General features: G+C 73.4%; 14 protein-coding genes and 1 riboswitch. Of the genes, 7 read left to right on the top strand and 7 right to left on the bottom strand.

What is annotated here, in order from left to right; translation table 11 throughout:
* Positions 1 to 8: 8 nt before the first annotated feature.
* The 3 genes from gnd to ACVUH9_RS13040 are packed head-to-tail and all read right to left on the bottom strand — an operon-like array spanning position 9 to position 3,531.
* Positions 9 to 947 (bottom strand): phosphogluconate dehydrogenase (NAD(+)-dependent, decarboxylating), encoded by a 939-nt coding sequence (gene gnd, locus ACVUH9_RS13030; protein ID WP_475757554.1) that lies wholly within the window; start codon positions 945 to 947, stop codon positions 9 to 11.
* Positions 947 to 2,617, bottom strand: coding sequence for a glucose-6-phosphate isomerase (locus ACVUH9_RS13035; protein ID WP_475757556.1), 1,671 nt, complete (start codon positions 2,615 to 2,617; stop codon positions 947 to 949). Before ACVUH9_RS13035 ends, gnd begins: the two co-directional genes overlap by 1 nt.
* Positions 2,614 to 3,531 (bottom strand): ROK family protein, encoded by a 918-nt coding sequence (locus tag ACVUH9_RS13040; protein ID WP_475757557.1) that lies wholly within the window; start codon positions 3,529 to 3,531, stop codon positions 2,614 to 2,616. The genes ACVUH9_RS13035 and ACVUH9_RS13040 overlap by 4 nt, the downstream gene beginning before the upstream one ends.
* A gap of 97 nt (positions 3,532 to 3,628) precedes the next feature.
* On the opposite strand from ACVUH9_RS13040, the gene ACVUH9_RS13045 reads away from it, so the two are divergent.
* Together ACVUH9_RS13045 and ACVUH9_RS13050 are read left to right on the top strand one after the other, a co-directional pair.
* Positions 3,629 to 4,537 (top strand): NAD(P)H-binding protein, encoded by a 909-nt coding sequence (locus tag ACVUH9_RS13045; protein WP_475757559.1) that lies wholly within the window; start codon positions 3,629 to 3,631, stop codon positions 4,535 to 4,537.
* Between the two features lie 64 nt (positions 4,538 to 4,601).
* Entirely contained in the window at positions 4,602 to 5,432 is an 831-nt protein-coding gene (locus ACVUH9_RS13050; RefSeq protein WP_475757561.1) for a hypothetical protein, read from the top strand.
* Positions 5,433 to 5,480: 48 nt separating this feature from the next.
* On the opposite strand, the gene glpX is transcribed toward ACVUH9_RS13050, so the two are convergent.
* Positions 5,481 to 6,470 (bottom strand): class II fructose-bisphosphatase, encoded by a 990-nt coding sequence (gene glpX / locus ACVUH9_RS13055; RefSeq protein WP_475757563.1) that lies wholly within the window; start codon positions 6,468 to 6,470, stop codon positions 5,481 to 5,483.
* Between the two features lie 164 nt (positions 6,471 to 6,634).
* Between glpX and ACVUH9_RS13060 the strand changes: the two genes are divergently transcribed.
* Together ACVUH9_RS13060 and ACVUH9_RS13065 are read left to right on the top strand one after the other, a co-directional pair.
* Complete coding sequence (locus tag ACVUH9_RS13060) at positions 6,635 to 7,303, top strand: TetR/AcrR family transcriptional regulator (RefSeq protein ID WP_475757565.1); 669 nt, start codon at positions 6,635 to 6,637, stop codon at positions 7,301 to 7,303.
* Positions 7,304 to 7,376: 73 nt separating this feature from the next.
* Entirely contained in the window at positions 7,377 to 8,282 is a 906-nt protein-coding gene (locus tag ACVUH9_RS13065) for a fatty acid desaturase (RefSeq protein ID WP_475757567.1), read from the top strand.
* A 319-nt stretch (positions 8,283 to 8,601) separates the two neighbouring features.
* Here the strand turns inward: ACVUH9_RS13065 and ACVUH9_RS13070 are convergent, their stop codons facing one another.
* Positions 8,602 to 9,468: a septal ring lytic transglycosylase RlpA family protein gene (locus ACVUH9_RS13070; protein ID WP_475757569.1), complete on the bottom strand. Its 867-nt coding sequence runs from the start codon at positions 9,466 to 9,468 to the stop codon at positions 8,602 to 8,604.
* Positions 9,469 to 9,477: 9 nt separating this feature from the next.
* A riboswitch (cyclic di-AMP (ydaO/yuaA leader) is annotated at positions 9,478 to 9,646 on the bottom strand.
* Positions 9,647 to 9,768: 122 nt separating this feature from the next.
* Positions 9,769 to 10,401: a hypothetical protein gene (locus ACVUH9_RS13075; protein ID WP_475757571.1), complete on the bottom strand. Its 633-nt coding sequence runs from the start codon at positions 10,399 to 10,401 to the stop codon at positions 9,769 to 9,771.
* A 348-nt stretch (positions 10,402 to 10,749) separates the two neighbouring features.
* Here ACVUH9_RS13075 and ACVUH9_RS13080 point away from each other — a divergent pair, with 348 nt between their 5' ends.
* From ACVUH9_RS13080 to ACVUH9_RS13090, 3 genes are all read left to right on the top strand, one after another.
* Positions 10,750 to 11,853, top strand: a complete 1,104-nt coding sequence (locus ACVUH9_RS13080; protein WP_475757574.1) for a sigma-70 family RNA polymerase sigma factor — start codon at positions 10,750 to 10,752, stop codon at positions 11,851 to 11,853.
* A 482-nt stretch (positions 11,854 to 12,335) separates the two neighbouring features.
* Positions 12,336 to 12,704: a winged helix-turn-helix transcriptional regulator gene (locus tag ACVUH9_RS13085; protein WP_475757576.1), complete on the top strand. Its 369-nt coding sequence runs from the start codon at positions 12,336 to 12,338 to the stop codon at positions 12,702 to 12,704.
* Positions 12,705 to 12,833: 129 nt separating this feature from the next.
* Positions 12,834 to 14,585, top strand: a complete 1,752-nt coding sequence (locus tag ACVUH9_RS13090; protein ID WP_475757578.1) for an N-acetylmuramoyl-L-alanine amidase — start codon at positions 12,834 to 12,836, stop codon at positions 14,583 to 14,585.
* A 96-nt stretch (positions 14,586 to 14,681) separates the two neighbouring features.
* On the opposite strand, the gene ACVUH9_RS13095 is transcribed toward ACVUH9_RS13090, so the two are convergent.
* Positions 14,682 to 15,941, bottom strand: coding sequence for a YibE/F family protein (locus ACVUH9_RS13095; protein WP_475757580.1), 1,260 nt, complete (start codon positions 15,939 to 15,941; stop codon positions 14,682 to 14,684).
* Positions 15,942 to 15,951: the final 10 nt, after the last annotated feature.

Here is a 15,951-nt window from a genome sequence, read left to right on the forward strand (position 1 = left end):
GGACGGGATCAGTCGGCGCGCTTGACGGCATGGCCGCCGAATTGGTTGCGGAGGGCGGCGAGCACCTTGCTGGCGTACTCGTCCTCGCCACGGGAGCCGAAACGGGCGTAGAGCGCGGCGGTGATCGCCGGGACGGGCACGCTCTGGTCGATCGCGGCCTCGATCGTCCAGCGGCCCTCGCCGGAGTCGTCGACCCACGGCTGCAGCGCGTCGAGGCCGGTGCCCTCCTGCTCGAAGGCCCGGGCGGCGAGCGCGTTGAGCCACGAGCGGACGACCGAGCCCTGCTCCCAGAGGTGGGCGACCTTGGCCAGGTCGAGGTCCGGATCGTTCTTGTGGAGCAGCGTGTAGCCCTCCGCGAAGGCCTGCATCACGCCGTACTCGATGCCGTTGTGGACCATCTTCACGAAGTGGCCGGAGCCGGACGCGCCGACGTGGGCCCAGCCACGGTCGCCGAGCACGGCGCGCGACTCCTCGGCCGTCTCCGGGGCGAGGTCGTCGAGCACGGGGGCGAGCGTCGCGACCGCCTCGGCGGGGCCGCCGACCATCATGCAGTAGCCGACGTCGAGGCCCCAGACCCCGCCGGAGGTCCCGACGTCGAGGTAGTGGATCCCCGACGACGCGAGCGCCTCCGCCCGGATCGTGTCGTCGGTCCAGCGGCTGTTGCCACCGTCGACGATCACGTCGCCGGCCTCGAGCAGGCCGGCCAGCGCCTCGACCGTCGAGGCGGTCGGGTCGCCGTGGGGGACCATCACCCACACGTGACGGGGGGCGTCGAGCGCCGCGACCAGCTCCTCCAGCGAGCCGACCGGACGCGCGCCGGTCTCCTCGCCGAGGCTGCGGGCGAGCGCGTCGTCATGGTCGTAGGCGACGACGTCGTGGCCGGCGCCCCGCAGGCGGCGGACCATGTTCCCGCCCATCTTGCCGAGTCCGACGAACGCGATCTGCATTAGGAGTCCTTCTCGATCGAGGAGACGAGGGCGTCGATGCCCTCGAGCCAGTCGCTGCCGAGGCTCAACCGCAGCGCCGGTCGCCCGTGGGCCGTCAGCGTGTGGAGGTCGCCCTGCGACTGGGCGTGGAAGAGGGTGGTGAACGACGGCGTCACGAAGGGGTTGCCGTCGGCGTCCGGCGGGATCGCGCGGGTCGCCCGCGGATCGTGCTCCAGCAGCAGGTAGCGGCCCTCGACGGGGCCGCCCTTGTGGAGCTGGCCGGTCGAGTGGAGGTAGCGCGGACCGAAGCCGGTCGTGATCGCGGCGTCGGTCTCGCGGCCGAGCGCCGTCCGCAGCCGGCCGACCGCGGCGGCGGCGACCGCGCTCGGCGGCAGGTAGGCGAGGATCGCCAGGTAGCCCGGCGCGGCGAGCCCGGCGACGAACTCGCGGATCGCCTCCGGATCAGCCTCGGGGGCGGCCGGGATCGACGCCCCCTCGGCGACCTCGGTGAGCACGGCCTGGGTCGCGTCCTTGGCGGCTTGGACGTCGGGCTGGTCGAACGGGTTGATCCCGAATCCCCAGCCGGTGACGGCGACGGCGACCTCGGTCGCGGCGAAGGCCGCCCCGAGCGCGGGGGCCGCTCCGCGCGTGCTGTCGACGACCAGCTCGAGCACCGGCACGCCGGCCGCTGCGGCCTCGTCGAGCTCGCGGTCGAGCTCGTCGTCGGCGTCCGGTCCGCGGAGGACCAGCAGCTGGCGGTCGCTGCCGGTGATCGGGCGCCCGACCTCGGCGGCGGCCGGGTCGGTGACGACCGGCAGGACCCCGCGGCCGTGCTTGCCGGTCGACTCGGCGACCAGCTGCTCCAGCCAGAGCCCGAAGTGCGCCAAGCGGGGATCCTGGACGCGCAGGGTCAGCTTGTCGCGGCCGCCCGCGGCGAGGGCGGCGATCGCGACCCCCAGTCGGACGGAGGCGTTCTCGTCGACCGGCTTGCGGGAGCCGTCGAGCGCGGCGACGCCCCCATGGAGCAGCGACCCGAGGTCGGCGCCGATCAGGGCGGCGGGGACGGTCCCGAACGGCGACAGCGCGCTGTAGCGGCCGCCGATCTCCGGGTCGCCGTGGAAGAGCGCCCGGAAGCCGTGCTGCTCGGCCAGCTTCTCGAGCTCGGAGCCGGGATCGGTCACGGCGACGAACGCGGCGCCGTCCGGATGCCGCTCCCAGAAGTGCCGGAAGAGCGAGATCGTCTCGAGCGTCCCGCCGGACTTGGTCGAGATCAGCATCAGCGTGCGGTCGGGATCGGTCGCGGCGTCGGTCGTGGCGATCGCGTCGGGATCGGTCGAGTCGAGCATCCGCATCCGTGGCCGGTCGCTGCGGATCCCGCTCGCCTGCCAGATCACCTCGGGGGCGAGCGACGAGCCGCCCATCCCGACGAGCACGACGTCGGTGTAGCCGTCGGCGGCGACCGACGCGGCCAGCTGCTCGAGCCCGATCTGCTGCTCGAGGCCGCGGTACGGGGCGTCGAGCCAGCCGAGCCGGTCCCCGACCTCGGGCTGTCCGGCGGGCCCCCAGAGGGTGTCGTCGCGCTCCCAGAGCCGTTCGGGCACGCGCTCCTCGCGGGCACGTTCCAGCAGGCTGTCGACGGCCGACCGCTGCTCGTCGCTCAGACGCCAACGGAGTTCGGGGGGAGCGCTCATCGGGGGGTGGACTCCTGGAGTCGGGCGAGTAGGGCGGCGCCACGAACGCCGGCCTGGGGGCCGTGCTCGGCGACGCGGATGTCGGTCTCGGTGCCGAGGCCAGGCAGCAGCAGACGGCGGGCGGCCTCGCGGGCGGGGCCGACGAGCAGCTCGCCGGCACGGGAGACACCGCCGCCGATGACCACGGCCTGCGGTTCGAAGATGGTGACGACGGCGGCGATCCCGACGCCGAGCCGCTCACCGAGGATCCGCAGGGCGTCGACGGCGGGTGCCTCGTCCGCCAACGCGGCGTCGGTGATCGCGGGGCCGTCGGCGTAGCCGCGGTCGCGGGCCAGCCGGTCGAGCGCGCGGCCGCTGGCCCAGTGCTCGAGCGACCCCGGCAGCGGGGCGGTGCCGGCGGGCGGGGCGCCGTCGGTCAGGTCGGCGGCGACCGTCAGGTGCCCGAGCTCGACGGCGGAGGTCCGCGAGCCGTGCAGCGGATGGCCGCCGAGCACGACCCCGCCGCCGATCCCGGTGCCGACGGTGATGCAGACGAGCGACTGGTAGCTGAGCCGGAGCTCGTCGTCCCAGGCCTCCGACAACGCGGCGAGGTTGGCGTCGTTGTCGACGTGGACCGGCACCCCGATCCGCTCGCTGAGCGCGTCGCGCAGCGCGACGTCGTGGAAGGCGGCGATGTTGGTGCTGCTCTCGACCGTGCCGTCCGAGAGCCGGACGACCGAGGGCACGCCGACGCCGACGGCGTCGACCGGGCCGAGATCCGCTACCAGACGGGCGATCTGGTCGAGCAGTTCGCGCGGGTTCGCGACAGCGGTCGGCTCCAGGGCGGACCCGGAGAGGGTGGTGCCGTCGAGCAGGCCGACGGCGACCTTGGTGCCTCCGACGTCTACTCCCGCGGTCCGGGACGTGCGATCCATTGCCGCGAGGTTCGCATATCTGCGAGCGCCCCTCGTTGGACGCCCGTGAAGCGCGACCGACGCTGACGTTGTCCACACGGGGGCGTACGGTCAGGCGATGAGCGCCGGGGCTCCGCCGACGAAGATCCTCCTGACCGGTGCGACGGGCGCGATCGGGGGACGGCTGCTGCCCGAGTTGCTGGAGGCCGGGGTCCCGGTCCGGGCGCTGGTCCGACGGCCGGACGCCGCCGACCTGCCGTCGGCGGTCGAGGTCGTCGGTGGCGACGTGTTCGCGGGCAAGGGGCTCGACGCGGCGTTCGAGGGCGTCGACGTCGCCTACTACCTGGTCCACGCGATGGGCCGGGGCAACGACGGCGACTTCGAGCAGCTCGACCGGCGTGGGGCCCACGCGTTCGGGGCGGCGGCGGAGCGGGCCGGCGTCCGTCGGGTGGTCTACCTCGGGGGTCTCGGCGGGGCGCGGGCGGAGCAGTCGCACCACCTCCGCAGCCGGGTCGAGGTCGCGCGGATCCTCGCGGCGCACGTGCCCGAGCCGATCCACGCCCGCGCGGCGATGGTGATCGGGGCCGACAGCCAGTCGTTCGTGATCCTCCGGAACCTGGTCCGACGGCTGCCGGTGATGGTCGGTCCGGCGTGGGTCACGACCCGCAGCCAGCCGATCGCGGCGCGTGACGTGACCGCGGCGCTCGCGGCCCTCAGCGGACTGGCGGCGCCGCCGACGGAGGTCCAGCTGGGCGGGGCCGACGTGCTCAGCTACCGGGAGATGATGGACCGGGTGGCGGTCGCGCTCGGCCACCGCCCGCGCCCGGTGCTGCCGGTCCCGTTCATGACCCCGCGGCTCTCGTCGCTCTGGGTCAGCATCTTCGGCGGGGTCGAGTACCCGCTGGTCCGGCCGCTGGTCGAGGGCCTGCGGGCGGAGATGGTGGTGACCGAGCCGCCGCCGCCCGCGGTCAACGACGCGCCGCTCGGCTTCGACGCGGCGGTCCGCGAGGCGCTCGACGGCGCCTGAGCGGATCTCGGCCGGCCGTCGGCGGGACGCCGTGCCGACCGCGGCTGGTTGAATCAGCGGACAGATGCCCTTCGCCCTGCTGATCGCCTGCGTCGTCGCGGTGACCTCGTTCGTCGCCCTCCGGCTGGTGCGGGTGCGGCTGCGTCGCGACGCCGCCCGCGAGGGCGTACGGATCGGGCGGCTGGTCGATCACACCGGCCTCGACGCGGAGTCCGGCTCGGTCTACTCGATCCAGACGGCGACGATCACGACCCCGACCGCGCGACTCGACGAGATCTGGACCCCGATGCACCTCGAGCGGCTGGCTCGCTCGTACTGGCGCTACATGGAGCGGTTCTCGCTCGGGCTCGTGCGGGTCCACTACGACGACCGCGGGCGCTACGTCTGCTTCGTCTCGCGACGGATCTGCCTGCTCGGCTTCAGCGAGCCGGAGTACGAGTTCGGGACCACCCTGGGGCTGGTCCGGTGGCCGATCAGCCGCGGACTGCTCGTCTCCCGCAAGGGCCGCGACCGCGGCTTCCTCGAGATCGAGGTCCACCGCCGCGACGGGGTCGGGACCGCCGGCGACGGGCGGCCACTGAGCCGCGCCTACGTCGAGCTCGAGGTCTCGCAGTTCTATCCGACGATGTCGTCGGGGCTCGCCTACTGGGTCTACAAGCAGACCCAGTCGCGGTACCACGTGCTGCTGGCGTACGGCTTCATCCGCTCGCTGGCGACGGCCAACCTGGCGGAGTCGGTGATCGGCCGCTTCGGGGTCCACCCTGACGAGGAGGAGGCCGAGGGGCCGCTCTCCGAGGACGCGCTGCTGGCGATCCCGACCGCGGACAACCCGGTCCCGGAGCCGTCCCCGGCGGCGGTCCGGACGGGCGACGCCAAGCGGACCAGCGCGGGGTAGCGGCCCGCCGCCTCGCGCAGGCGAGCGGCGGCGGGCGGGTGCGGCGCTCTAGGAGATGCCGTAGCCCGGCATGTCGGAGAGCTTCGCGAAGCGGTGGCGGGCGAGGACCCGGCGAACGGTGTCGGAGCCGGCACGCATCACGACCGACTCGGTCGTCGCGCCGCCGCGCGGGGTCCGGCGGACGCCCTGCAGCAGCTCGCCGTCGGTCACGCCGGTGGCCGAGAACAGGCACTGGTCGGCGTTGACCAGCGTGTCCTGGGTCAGCTGCTGGTCGAGGTCGTAGCCGGCGGCGAGCGCGGCCTGGCGCTCCTCGTCGTTGCGTGGGTGCAGGCGGCCGACGATCGCGCCGCCGAGGCACTTGATCGCGGCGGCGGAGATGACGCCCTCCGGGGTGCCACCGACGCCCCACAGCAGGTCGACGGCGGACTCGTCCATCACGGCCAGCAGCGAGCCCGCGACGTCGCCGTCGGAGATCAGGCGGACCTTGGCGCCGGCCTCGCGGATCGCGTCGATCTGCTCGGCGTGGCGGGGACGGTCGAGGACGACGGTCAGGACCTCGCTGATGTCCTTCTTGCGCCGCTCGGCGACGAGCCCGATGGTCTCGGTCAGCGAGCGGTCGAGGTCGAGCAGGTCGGCGATGTCGCGGTCGCCGGCCAGCTTCTCCATGTAGACGCAGGGGCCGGGATCGAACATCGAGCCGCGCGGCGCGATCGCGATCACGGCCAGCGCGTTCGGCTGGCCCTTGGCGGTCAGCGTCGTGCCCTCGAGCGGGTCGACGGCGATGTCGACCTGGGGGCCCTCGCCGTTGCCGACGCGCTCGCCGTTGTAGAGCATCGGCGCCTCGTCCTTCTCGCCTTCGCCGATCACGACGATGCCGTCCATCGCGACGGTCTCGAGGACGTGGCGCATGCCGTCGACGGCAAGCTGGTCGGCGGCGATCTTGTCGCCGCGGCCGGCAAGACGCGAGGCGGCCAGGGCGGCGGCCTCCGTCGTGCGGACGAGCTCCATGGCGAGGGTACGGTCGGGCGTCGTAGTCATGCTCTCCCAGGGGTGGCGAACGGGCCAGGGAGCTTAGGACCTATCCCGTTCTCCCGAGTCGTGGTGGCCGGCGCCGAGGAGGTCGTTCCGACGGCTCGGGCGCCGGGGTGCCGGCGGCAACAGTTGACACGGGCCCGTACCCAGTTGTAGGTTGACACCCTGTCATGTCTGCTGGGTCCGAACCGTTCCGCTCCGACGTCCCGTCCCGCCCCTGGCGCGGGGTCTCCGCCGACGAGCGGGTCGCCCGCCGTCGCGAGCAGGTCATCGAGGCCGGGCTCGAGGTCTTCGGGACGACCGGCTATGCGGGATCGACGGTCCAGGACGTCTGTGACCAGGCGGGCCTGACGCGACGGTACTTCTACGAGGCGTTCGGCAACCGCGAGGCGCTGCTGCTGGCGCTCGCCGAGCTGATCGTCGACGACGCGATCGCGGCGATGACCCCGGGCCTCCAGGACCTCGATCGGAGCGTCGAGGTCGTCGCCCGCGAGGCGTTCGGGGCCTTCGTCGACGCGCTCGTCGACGATCCCCGGCGGGCCCGGGTGCTGCTGGTCGAGACGGTCGGGGTCGGGGCGGAGTTCGAGGAGCAGCGCCGCGAGCTGCTGCAGCGACTCAGCGACCTGCTGCGCGACTCGGGGCGGAAGATCCTCGGCGAGGCCTCGCCGCCGCTGCTGGACACCGAGCTGACGGCCCGGGCCCTGGTCGGCGCGGCGATGGAGCTGCTGGTCGGCTACGTCCGCGGCGAGCTCGACGTCGAGCGGGTGCAGCTGAAGGAGCACCTGTCGCGGCTGTTCGGCGTCGCGGCCCCGATCAACAGCGCCGAGGGGCCGCGGTGAGCGCGGGCGACCGGTCTCGGGCGGACGCCGATCGTCGCTGCCGCCAGTCCACGACGAGCACCGGGGAACGACGATGAGCACGACCGCCGACCGGATCACCACGATCCCGCGTCCAGAGGAGCCGATCCCGCTCGTGCCGTGGCCGACGGTCGGCCTCTTCGCGGGGGCGGCGATCGTCTACGCGGCGTCGACCGCGCTCGGGGTCGCCGACGCCTGGCCGTGGCCGCTGACGACGATCCTCAACGGGATCGCGGCGTTCGTCTTCTTCACGGTCGCGCACGAGGCGAGCCACTCGGCCGCCTCGTCGAACCAGGCGATCAACCGCTGGCTGGGCCGGCTCTCGCTGCCGTTCTTCATCTTCATCGGCAGCCACGGCGTGTTCCGCTTCATCCACATGCAGCACCACCGGTTCACCAACCACACCGACGGCTCCGATCCCGACCACTACACGCAGGGCGGGCCGAGCTGGCTGCTGCCGCTGCGGTGGGCGACGATCGACCTCCAGTACCTGCGGTTCTACGGCTCGCGCCTGGGCGCGCGCCCGCGGGCGGAGAAGCTCGAGTCGCTGGTCTCGCTGGTCGTCGTGCTCGCGATCCTGGGCGCGCTGATCGCCACCGGCCACGGGCTCGAGCTGCTGCTCTTCTACTTCGTCCCGTCGCGGATCGCGCTGTTCCTGCTGGCCTGGTCGTTCGACTGGCTCCCGCACCACGGGCTCCACGACACGGCGAAGACCGACCGCTTCAGGACGACCCGCAACATCATCGGGATGGAGCGGCTGCTGACGCCGCTGCTGCTCTACCAGAACTACCACCTGGTCCATCACCTGCACCCGATCGTGCCGTTCTACCGCTACATCGCGGTCTGGCGGAAGAACGAGTCGGCCTACCTGGCCAACGACCCGGCGATGGTCGACCCTCGCGGTCGTCCGCTGACCGCCGACGAGGTCCGCCGGCTCCGCGCGCTGGATCACGAGCACTAGGCGGACGAGACGGGGCGCCTGGGGGATGGGTCCCTCCCGTCGGAGATGGGGGCGCCTCGAGACGGGGGCGCCGTCGGAGATGGGGGCGCCTCGAGACGGGGGCGCCGTCGGAGATGGGGGCCTCGGAGACGGGGCGCCTCCCTCGGGGGCGGGGCGCGGTCGGAGATGGGGCGCCTCGAGACGGGGCCCCCGAACTGATGCGGATTTACCGCCTATAGGACCCTATATCCGCATCAGTCGCTTGTGGCACCGCGGCACCGCGGCGGGTGCGGCGACCCGCGGACCCCGTGGTGCGCCCGGAACGAGCGCGCCGACGCGACTAGTTGATCGCCGGGGCCTTGGCCGGCGTCTCGAGCCGGTCGAGGTCGTCGCGCTGGACGAATTGGACCTGGCCGACCCCGTCGAGGCCGATCTCGTCGGCGACGTTCTTGGTCAGGTCGAAGGCGGCGCCGTTGGCGAACGGGCCGCGGTCGATCACCGGGACGACGGCGCGCTTGCCGCCCATCCGGACCTCGACCTGGGTGCCGCAGGGCAGGGTCCGGTGGGCGACGCCGACGGTGCTCTTCTGGAGGGTGAGGCCGCAGGCCGTCGTGCGGCCGTAGAAGCCGGGGCCGTACCAGGTGGCCTTGGCCTGGCCGAGCACGACGACGTTGACGGTGCCGGCCTGGTCGGCGGTCACGCGGGTGCTCGCCTGGGGGGTGCTGGAGGCCTGCGGCTTGCTCGCGGCGGTGGTGGCGAGCACGACCCGCAGCTCGTGGTAGCGGGTCGAGCTGGTCCGCCAGTAGGTGACGAAGCGGCCGTTGGAGCGGATCCGGCCGGTGGTCGCCCGCATCCAGTTGCCGGCGGGGCTGCGGCGCTCGACGCGGATCGCCTTGCCGGCGAGCGCGGAGCGGAAGCTGCCGCTGATCTTGACGGGGCGACCCAGTGCGGTCGAGCCGGAGGCGGTCCAGCTGCCGGCGCCGCCCAGCTCGGCGGAGGTGACGATCGCCGGGGCGGGGGCGGGGCTGCCGAGGGCCGGAGCGGGGGTCGCGGCGTCGGTCGCGGCCGTCGTCGCGGGGGTGACGCCGCCGGTCACGGCGGGACTGCCCTCGGGGGCCTCGGCCGCAGAAGCGGCAGCAGGGAGGGCGAACAACGTCAGCATGCCGGTCAGGACGGCAGTGCGACGCGCGAAGCTCAGTGCGGTCACGGAATCCAATGGGTCTCGTTCTGCGCCTACGAGGTGAGCTGTCGGGCTCGCGCGGAACGAGTGCGCTACGGACCTGAACCGGTCCGATTCGCCCCAGCAAGCAGCCTTCTCAGGTCGCTCACAGTGGGTCCCCCGTTTCGAGACGATCAGGTCGTCCCGAACTCGGCGGCCGGAAGTATGGCACAGAACTCCGGCGCGTCCTCGGCCCTCCGGGGTCGGTCCGGACGGCGTCGGTGGTGACGGGCGGACGGGTCGGACCGAGCGTTCGGTCGGTCCGACGACCTGGCGGCCGGGTGGGGCTCAGCGCGGGGTGATCCGGCGCAGCACGCCGCGTACGAGCCGCTCGCCGGTCCGCACGGCGCCGCCGACGATGGCCCCGACGTCGAGCCCGCCGCGGGCGTCGTCGGACTCGGGCGGGGCCGGGGTCGCCCAGCCGGAGCGCGGTGCGGGCGGGACGGGGGGGATCGCGGTCGGGGCGGCGGTCCGCCGGGTGCCGTGGGCCGCAGGGCCGCGCTTCGGCGGCGTCGCGGGGGAGGCGCCGGTCGCAGCCCGGGCGCCGGTCTTGGTGGCGCTGCCGCGCTTGGGTGCCGAGCTGCGGGTGCTCTCGGCCGGCACGGCCCCGACCTTGGGTGCGCCGGCCTTGGTCGCGCTGCCGCCGGCCTTCGTCGCTGCCGTCGCCTTGCCCGTTCCGGACGCGCCGCTGCCCGTCGGCTTCCGGACGCCGCCGGCCTTCGCGGCCGCCGAGGAGCCCTTGGTCGCGGTCGTGCCCCGGGCTGCGGCCTTCGCGGTCCCGGAGCCGGAGCGGGAGGAGCCCGCCGCCGCATCGTCGTTGGGTGTGCGCCGTCGACTCCGCCGCTGGGGCCGGGTCGACGGCAGGTTGCCGAGGACGCCGCCCTCGTCGGTCCGGTCCTTGCCCTGATCAGCGTCGGCCATCGTCGGGCTATCGTCGCGCACTTGGCCGGAATCTGCACCTGGCGCGCACGATCGTGCACTTGGGGCGTGCGATTGGGCACACGAGCCCCGTTTCGGCGGTATTTTCCGCCCAGGCAGTGCACCTTTTCGGCTCGGGCGGTGTACTCAACCCTGACATCACTCCGAGGCCTGCGACTCGCGCTACGCACGCGGGAAGCAGCGCTCACGGCGTGGTAGACTGTGGAAACGCTGTCGGTAGCCTGGGCCGCTTGCGCCTGACAACTGATTCGGCCGACGCGCGCTCCTCTCTTCTCTTATGCATTTCCGCCCCGTCGAAGGTCGACGGAGCGCCGATGGGACGCCTCATATATGTCTGCAGTTGAATTCCAGGAACTCGAAGAGGTCAAGACGCTGGTCCACCGGGGCCAGACGCTCGGTGTGCTGACGCACGCCGAGGTTCAGAAGGCGATCGCCGAACTGGACTTCGACGACTCGGACGTCGAGGAGCTCAACACGTACCTCGAGAAGATCGAGATCGAGCTCGTCGACGAGATCGATCCGGCGCATTCGGCGACGCAGGTCGAGCGCGCGCCGGACAAGCGGACCCGCAAGAAGCGCGTGGCCACGCCGCTGGACCTGCGCCCCGACATGACGACGGACAGCCTCCAGCTGTTCCTCAAGGACATCGGCAAGGTCCGCCTGCTGACCGCCGCCGAGGAAGTCGATCTCGCCAAGCGGATCGAGCGCGGCGACCTCGACGCCAAGCAGAAGATGGTCGAGTCGAACCTGCGCCTGGTCGTCTCGATCGCGAAGAACTACCGCAACCAGGGCCTGCCGTTCCTCGACCTGATCCAGGAGGGGACGCTCGGCCTGGTCCGTGCCGCGGAGAAGTTCGACTACCGCAAGGGCTTCAAGTTCTCCACGTACGCCACGTGGTGGATCCGCCAGGCGATCGCCCGCGCGCTGGCCGACAAGGCCCGCACGATCCGGATTCCGGTCCACGTCGTCGAGAAGCTCAACAAGATCGGCCGCGCCGAGCGCAAGCTCGTCACGGAGCTCGGTCGTGAGCCCACCCCGGAGGAGATCGCCGAGGTCACCGGCATCGACCCCGAGGAGGTCGAGTCGATCAAGCGGTCGGCCCAGGCCCCGGTCTCGCTGGAGAAGCCGGTCGGCGACGAGGAGGAGTCCGAGTTCGGTCAGTTCATCGCCGACGAGCGTGCGGAGTCCCCGTACGAGCGCGCGGCGGAGATCCTGACCAAGGAGCACCTCCGCGAGGCGCTGGAGAACCTCTCCTACCGCGAGCGTCGCGTGTTGGAGCTGCGCTACGGGCTCGGCGGCGAGAAGCCGTGCACGCTCGACGAGGTCGGCCACCGCTTCAACGTCACGCGTGAGCGGATCCGCCAGATCGAGAACCAGTCGCTGAAGAAGCTGCAGTCGCTCGCGGAGGCTCAGAAGCTCCGCGACGTCGCCTAGCGGGCGGCGCGAGGCGCGCGGATACCGGCGCATCTCGGCACGCAGCTCGCTCGGCACTACTGGCCGTACAGCTCGCGCTTCCCGGCGGTGACCTGCGCGGTCCACGAACACCTCTCATCCACGCGTGGGTCCTCGGGCTCGCGCGTGGTCTCCGAAGGGCGCCGCGAGGCGCCCTTCGTCGTTGGCGGGGCGAGGCGTTGGTGGGGGAGGCGTTTGCGCGGACGAGGCGTTGTGGAGCGAGGCCCGCCGCCCCGCCGTCCGCGCGCGGCCCCACGACCTCGACCCGCGGCTGCGCGCGGAGGGCCGTGAGGGGACCTCGATGGCCGACGTCGCCGCAACGGGCCGGAGGGCGGCCGACGGCGACGACCGGACGGTTGTTCGCCCGGCCGTGACGCTGCCGGCGGTCGAGCTCCGGGGAGATCAGAGCACCCCGCGGCGTCGATTCGTCGGAGCCGCGCGCTTCATTCGGTAAAGTGTTGGGTATGGCTGTAGATCCCTCCTGCCCGGTGTGCCGCACCGCCGACATCGTCTGCGGGAAGTGGACGCTGCTGCTGGTCCGCGATCTGGCCGAGGGCAACACGCGCTTCTGCGAGCTGGAGCGGTCGCTCAGCGGGATCAGTCCGCGCACGCTCTCGCTCCGCCTCCGCGGGCTCGAGGAAGAGGGCATCGTCGCCCGCCAGACCTTCCCCGAGGTCCCGCCGCGCGTCGAGTACGCGCTGACGGAGAAGGGCCGCGCGCTGCTGCCGATCATCGAGGACATGCGCGAGTACGGGCGCCGCTGGCTCGGTGGCTCCGACACGTGCACGAGCGACGCCGAGGCCGCCGTCGTCAACGTGCTGACGTCGGCCTGAGCGCCCGGCGCCTGGCCTGATCCACGGCTTGCACGGGTTGCAATTCGTGGCCGGGACCGGAACTCTGGGTGCTGTTCCCGGTTGGGACTAGCAATGGCCCCCGTTCCGAGCCCCGAAGACCGTCCGAGCGTGTCGCGACCGTCGCGCGCCCGGGACGGCCGACCCTCGCTGTACTCGTTCCTCGACGGGAGGCTGACCCGACGCCGCGCGGTCGGCGCGGGCCTCGCCGTCGGCGCCGCGACCTGGCTCGGCGCCACCGCCGGACCAGCCGGGGCGGTCGCCGCCTCGCGTCCGGGACGGATGATCGTCCGTCGCAGCGCTCTCGTCCCAGGCGCGGTCGTCGGCCCGCTGCGGGCCCCGCACCGCTTCGACCTGCTCGGCGCCCCGGTCACCACCCTCGCCGGGGCCGGGATCGAGGTCCGGGCCCGGACCCGCGGCGGACGCTGGAGCGGCTGGCAGGGGCTCTCCTCGCACGACGGCCACGCCCCCGACGGGCGCCGCGCGGCGATGAGCGATCCGGTCTGGTTCGGCGACGCCGACGAGCTCCAGCTGCGAGCCCGCCGCCGCCCGTCCCGCGACCTGCGGCTCGACCTCGTCGCGGTCCCCTCCGGGACCAAGCGGCAGGGTGCGCGGGCGACGGCGCGGGCGGTCGCCACCGGCGGCGTGCTCGGGCACGGACGGGCCCGCAGCCGCAGCGCGGGGCAGGCGACGCCGCGGGTCACGGCCCCGACGATCATTCCCCGGAGTGCCTGGGCGGGTGGCCTGGACCCGAAGAGCGGTCCCTCGATGGGGCAGGTCCAGCTCGCGTTCGTACACCACACGGTCAACGGCAACGGCTACGGGCCGGAGGGCAGCGCGGCGATCGTCCGCGCGATCGCCGAGTACCACATGCGGTCGAACGGCTGGAACGACATCGGCTACAACTTCCTCGTCGACCGCTACGGCCAGGTCTTCGAGGGACGAGCCGGGGGAATCGACCAGCCGGTGATCGGCGCCCAGGCGGTCGGCTGGAACAGCGTCTCGACCGGGATCGCGATCATCGGCACCTTCGCGGGCGAGCCGGCCCCCGACGCCGCGATCAACGCCGTCGCCGCGCTGATCAGCTGGAAGCTGCCGCTGCACGCCGCGCCCAGCTCCGGGACGGTCTCGCTGGTCTCCTCCGGGGGCGCGGGCAACCGCTGGCCGGGCGGGCAGGAGGTCGCGCTCAACCGGATCAGCGGCCACCAGGACGGCTGCGCGACCGACTGCCCGGGAACGGTGCTCTACGGTCAGCTCGACGCGATCCGCGGGCGGGTCGGCACGGTCCCGGCCTCGGCGCCTGTCGCGAAGAAGGCGCTCACGATCTCGGTCCCGTCGGCGGCCGTCGCCTACGGCGCCCAGCTGACGGTCAGCGGACGCTTCACCGTCGGCGGCAACGGCGCCGCCGAGATCGACGTGGTGGTCGAGAAGAAGAGCCCGACCGGCCGCTGGGTCCCGCTCACGCGAACGCAGACCGACGCCGACGGTGGCTGGTCGACCAACATCGTCTGGCGGGCGGCCAGCGCGCTGCGGGCGCGGGCGGCGGGGATCACGTCGAAGGCGGCCACGGCCGGCCTCGACCCGCGGCTCTCACTGCGGCAGCCGAGCCGGCGGGTCCGTCGCGGCGGCACGATCCAGGTTCGCGGAGGCGGACGCGGCGTGCCGGACGTCAGCGTCGTCGTCCGCCGCAAGCAGGGGACCCGCTACGTGGTCTCCTCGCGCAAGACCCTGAAGCTGCGCCGCGGCGCGTTCAGCGGGCGGGTGCCGGTCCGCGGACGCGGGATCAGCCGGGTGACGGTCGAGACGAAGTCCGCCGGCCACCGCTACGAGTCGGTCCGCCGCTACGTGCGCGCGGTCGGCTAGCGGACCAGGGCACCGACGGACCGCTCCGTCCGGGACCACGGCTCCGGCGCGGGAACGCGGCGTCACCGGCCGACGGTGACCCGCACTCGGCGAGCCCTAGTGGTGATGGTGCTGGTGCCCGTCGCCGAGCGCGGCGGTCGGCAGGCGGCCGACGAGCAGGGCGGCCAGCAGGGTCGAGAGCGGCACCGCCGCGACCAGCGCCGCGCTGCCCACGAGCGTCGAGACGATCGGCTCGGCCAACGACGGGTCGTTGATCGCGTCGCCGAGCGAGACGCCGTTGGCCGAGGCGACCAGCAGCAGCGGCAGGGTCGCGCCGGCGTAGGCGAGCACGAGGGTGTGGATCGTCGCCGAGAGGTGGTCGCGGCCGACGACGAACGCCTCGCGGTAGAGGGCCCGGGTCGACAGGCGCGGGTTGTTGCGGTGGAGCGCGGCGACCGTCGAGACCTGGGAGACGACGGTGTCGGTCAGCACCCCGAGTGCGCCGATCACCATCCCGGCCAGGACGATCCCCTGGAGCGGCAGGCTGCCGCCGCTCTGGAGCGCGAACGCCCCCAGCTCGCCGTCCTTGCCGTCGAGCGAGGCGAGGTGCGTCCACAGCAGCCCGAGCAGCGCCGCGGCCAGCAGCGAGAGCCCGATCCCGGTCACGGCCGCCAGGCTCTGGGTAGTGATGCCGTAGGTCAGCCCGGTGGTCACGAACATCACGGCCAGCCCGCCGACCAGCGCCACCAGCACCGGCGAGTGGCCGTCGAGGATCGCCGGGACCAGCCAGAGGACCAGCAGCGCGAGGCTGCCGGCGGTGCCCAGCAGCGCCAGCAGTCCGCGGCCGCGGGCGACGACCGCGCCGAGGATCGCGAACAGCACGGCGAGCCAGATCAGCGGGGCCCGGCGGTCCTGCCCGGCGAAGGCGTAGCTGCCGTGCCCCGGGGCGGCGGGCGCCGCCTCGTCGCCGGTCGTGGCGCCGACGGGCTGCCCGTCCTCGGCGTTCGGGGACCGCGCGTCGGCGGCCTGGTCGTGGAGCCGGACCGGGTCTCCCGGCCGGAGATCGGGGCTGACCTCCGGCGGACCGAGCACCAGATCGACCTGCTGGCCGCGGTCGCGGCCCTCCTGGACCCGGATCTTCGCGGTGCGGCAGACCTGCTCGGTCGGGCCACCGCAGGACGCCTCGCGGAGACTGACGACCTCCGCCGCCACCGTCGTCTTGCCGGCCCCGGGAACCCGCGGACCGTCGCCGGTCGGCCACAGCGCCACGATCCCGACGATCGTCAGGACCCCGACGGCCGCGACGGCACCGACCAGCAGCCTTCCGGCGCGGCTGGTCAGGAGCGTGCGCAGGGGCGAGCGAGAGGCGGCAACCATCCCCGCGACG

This window comes from Patulibacter ginsengiterrae (genome assembly GCF_056269115.1).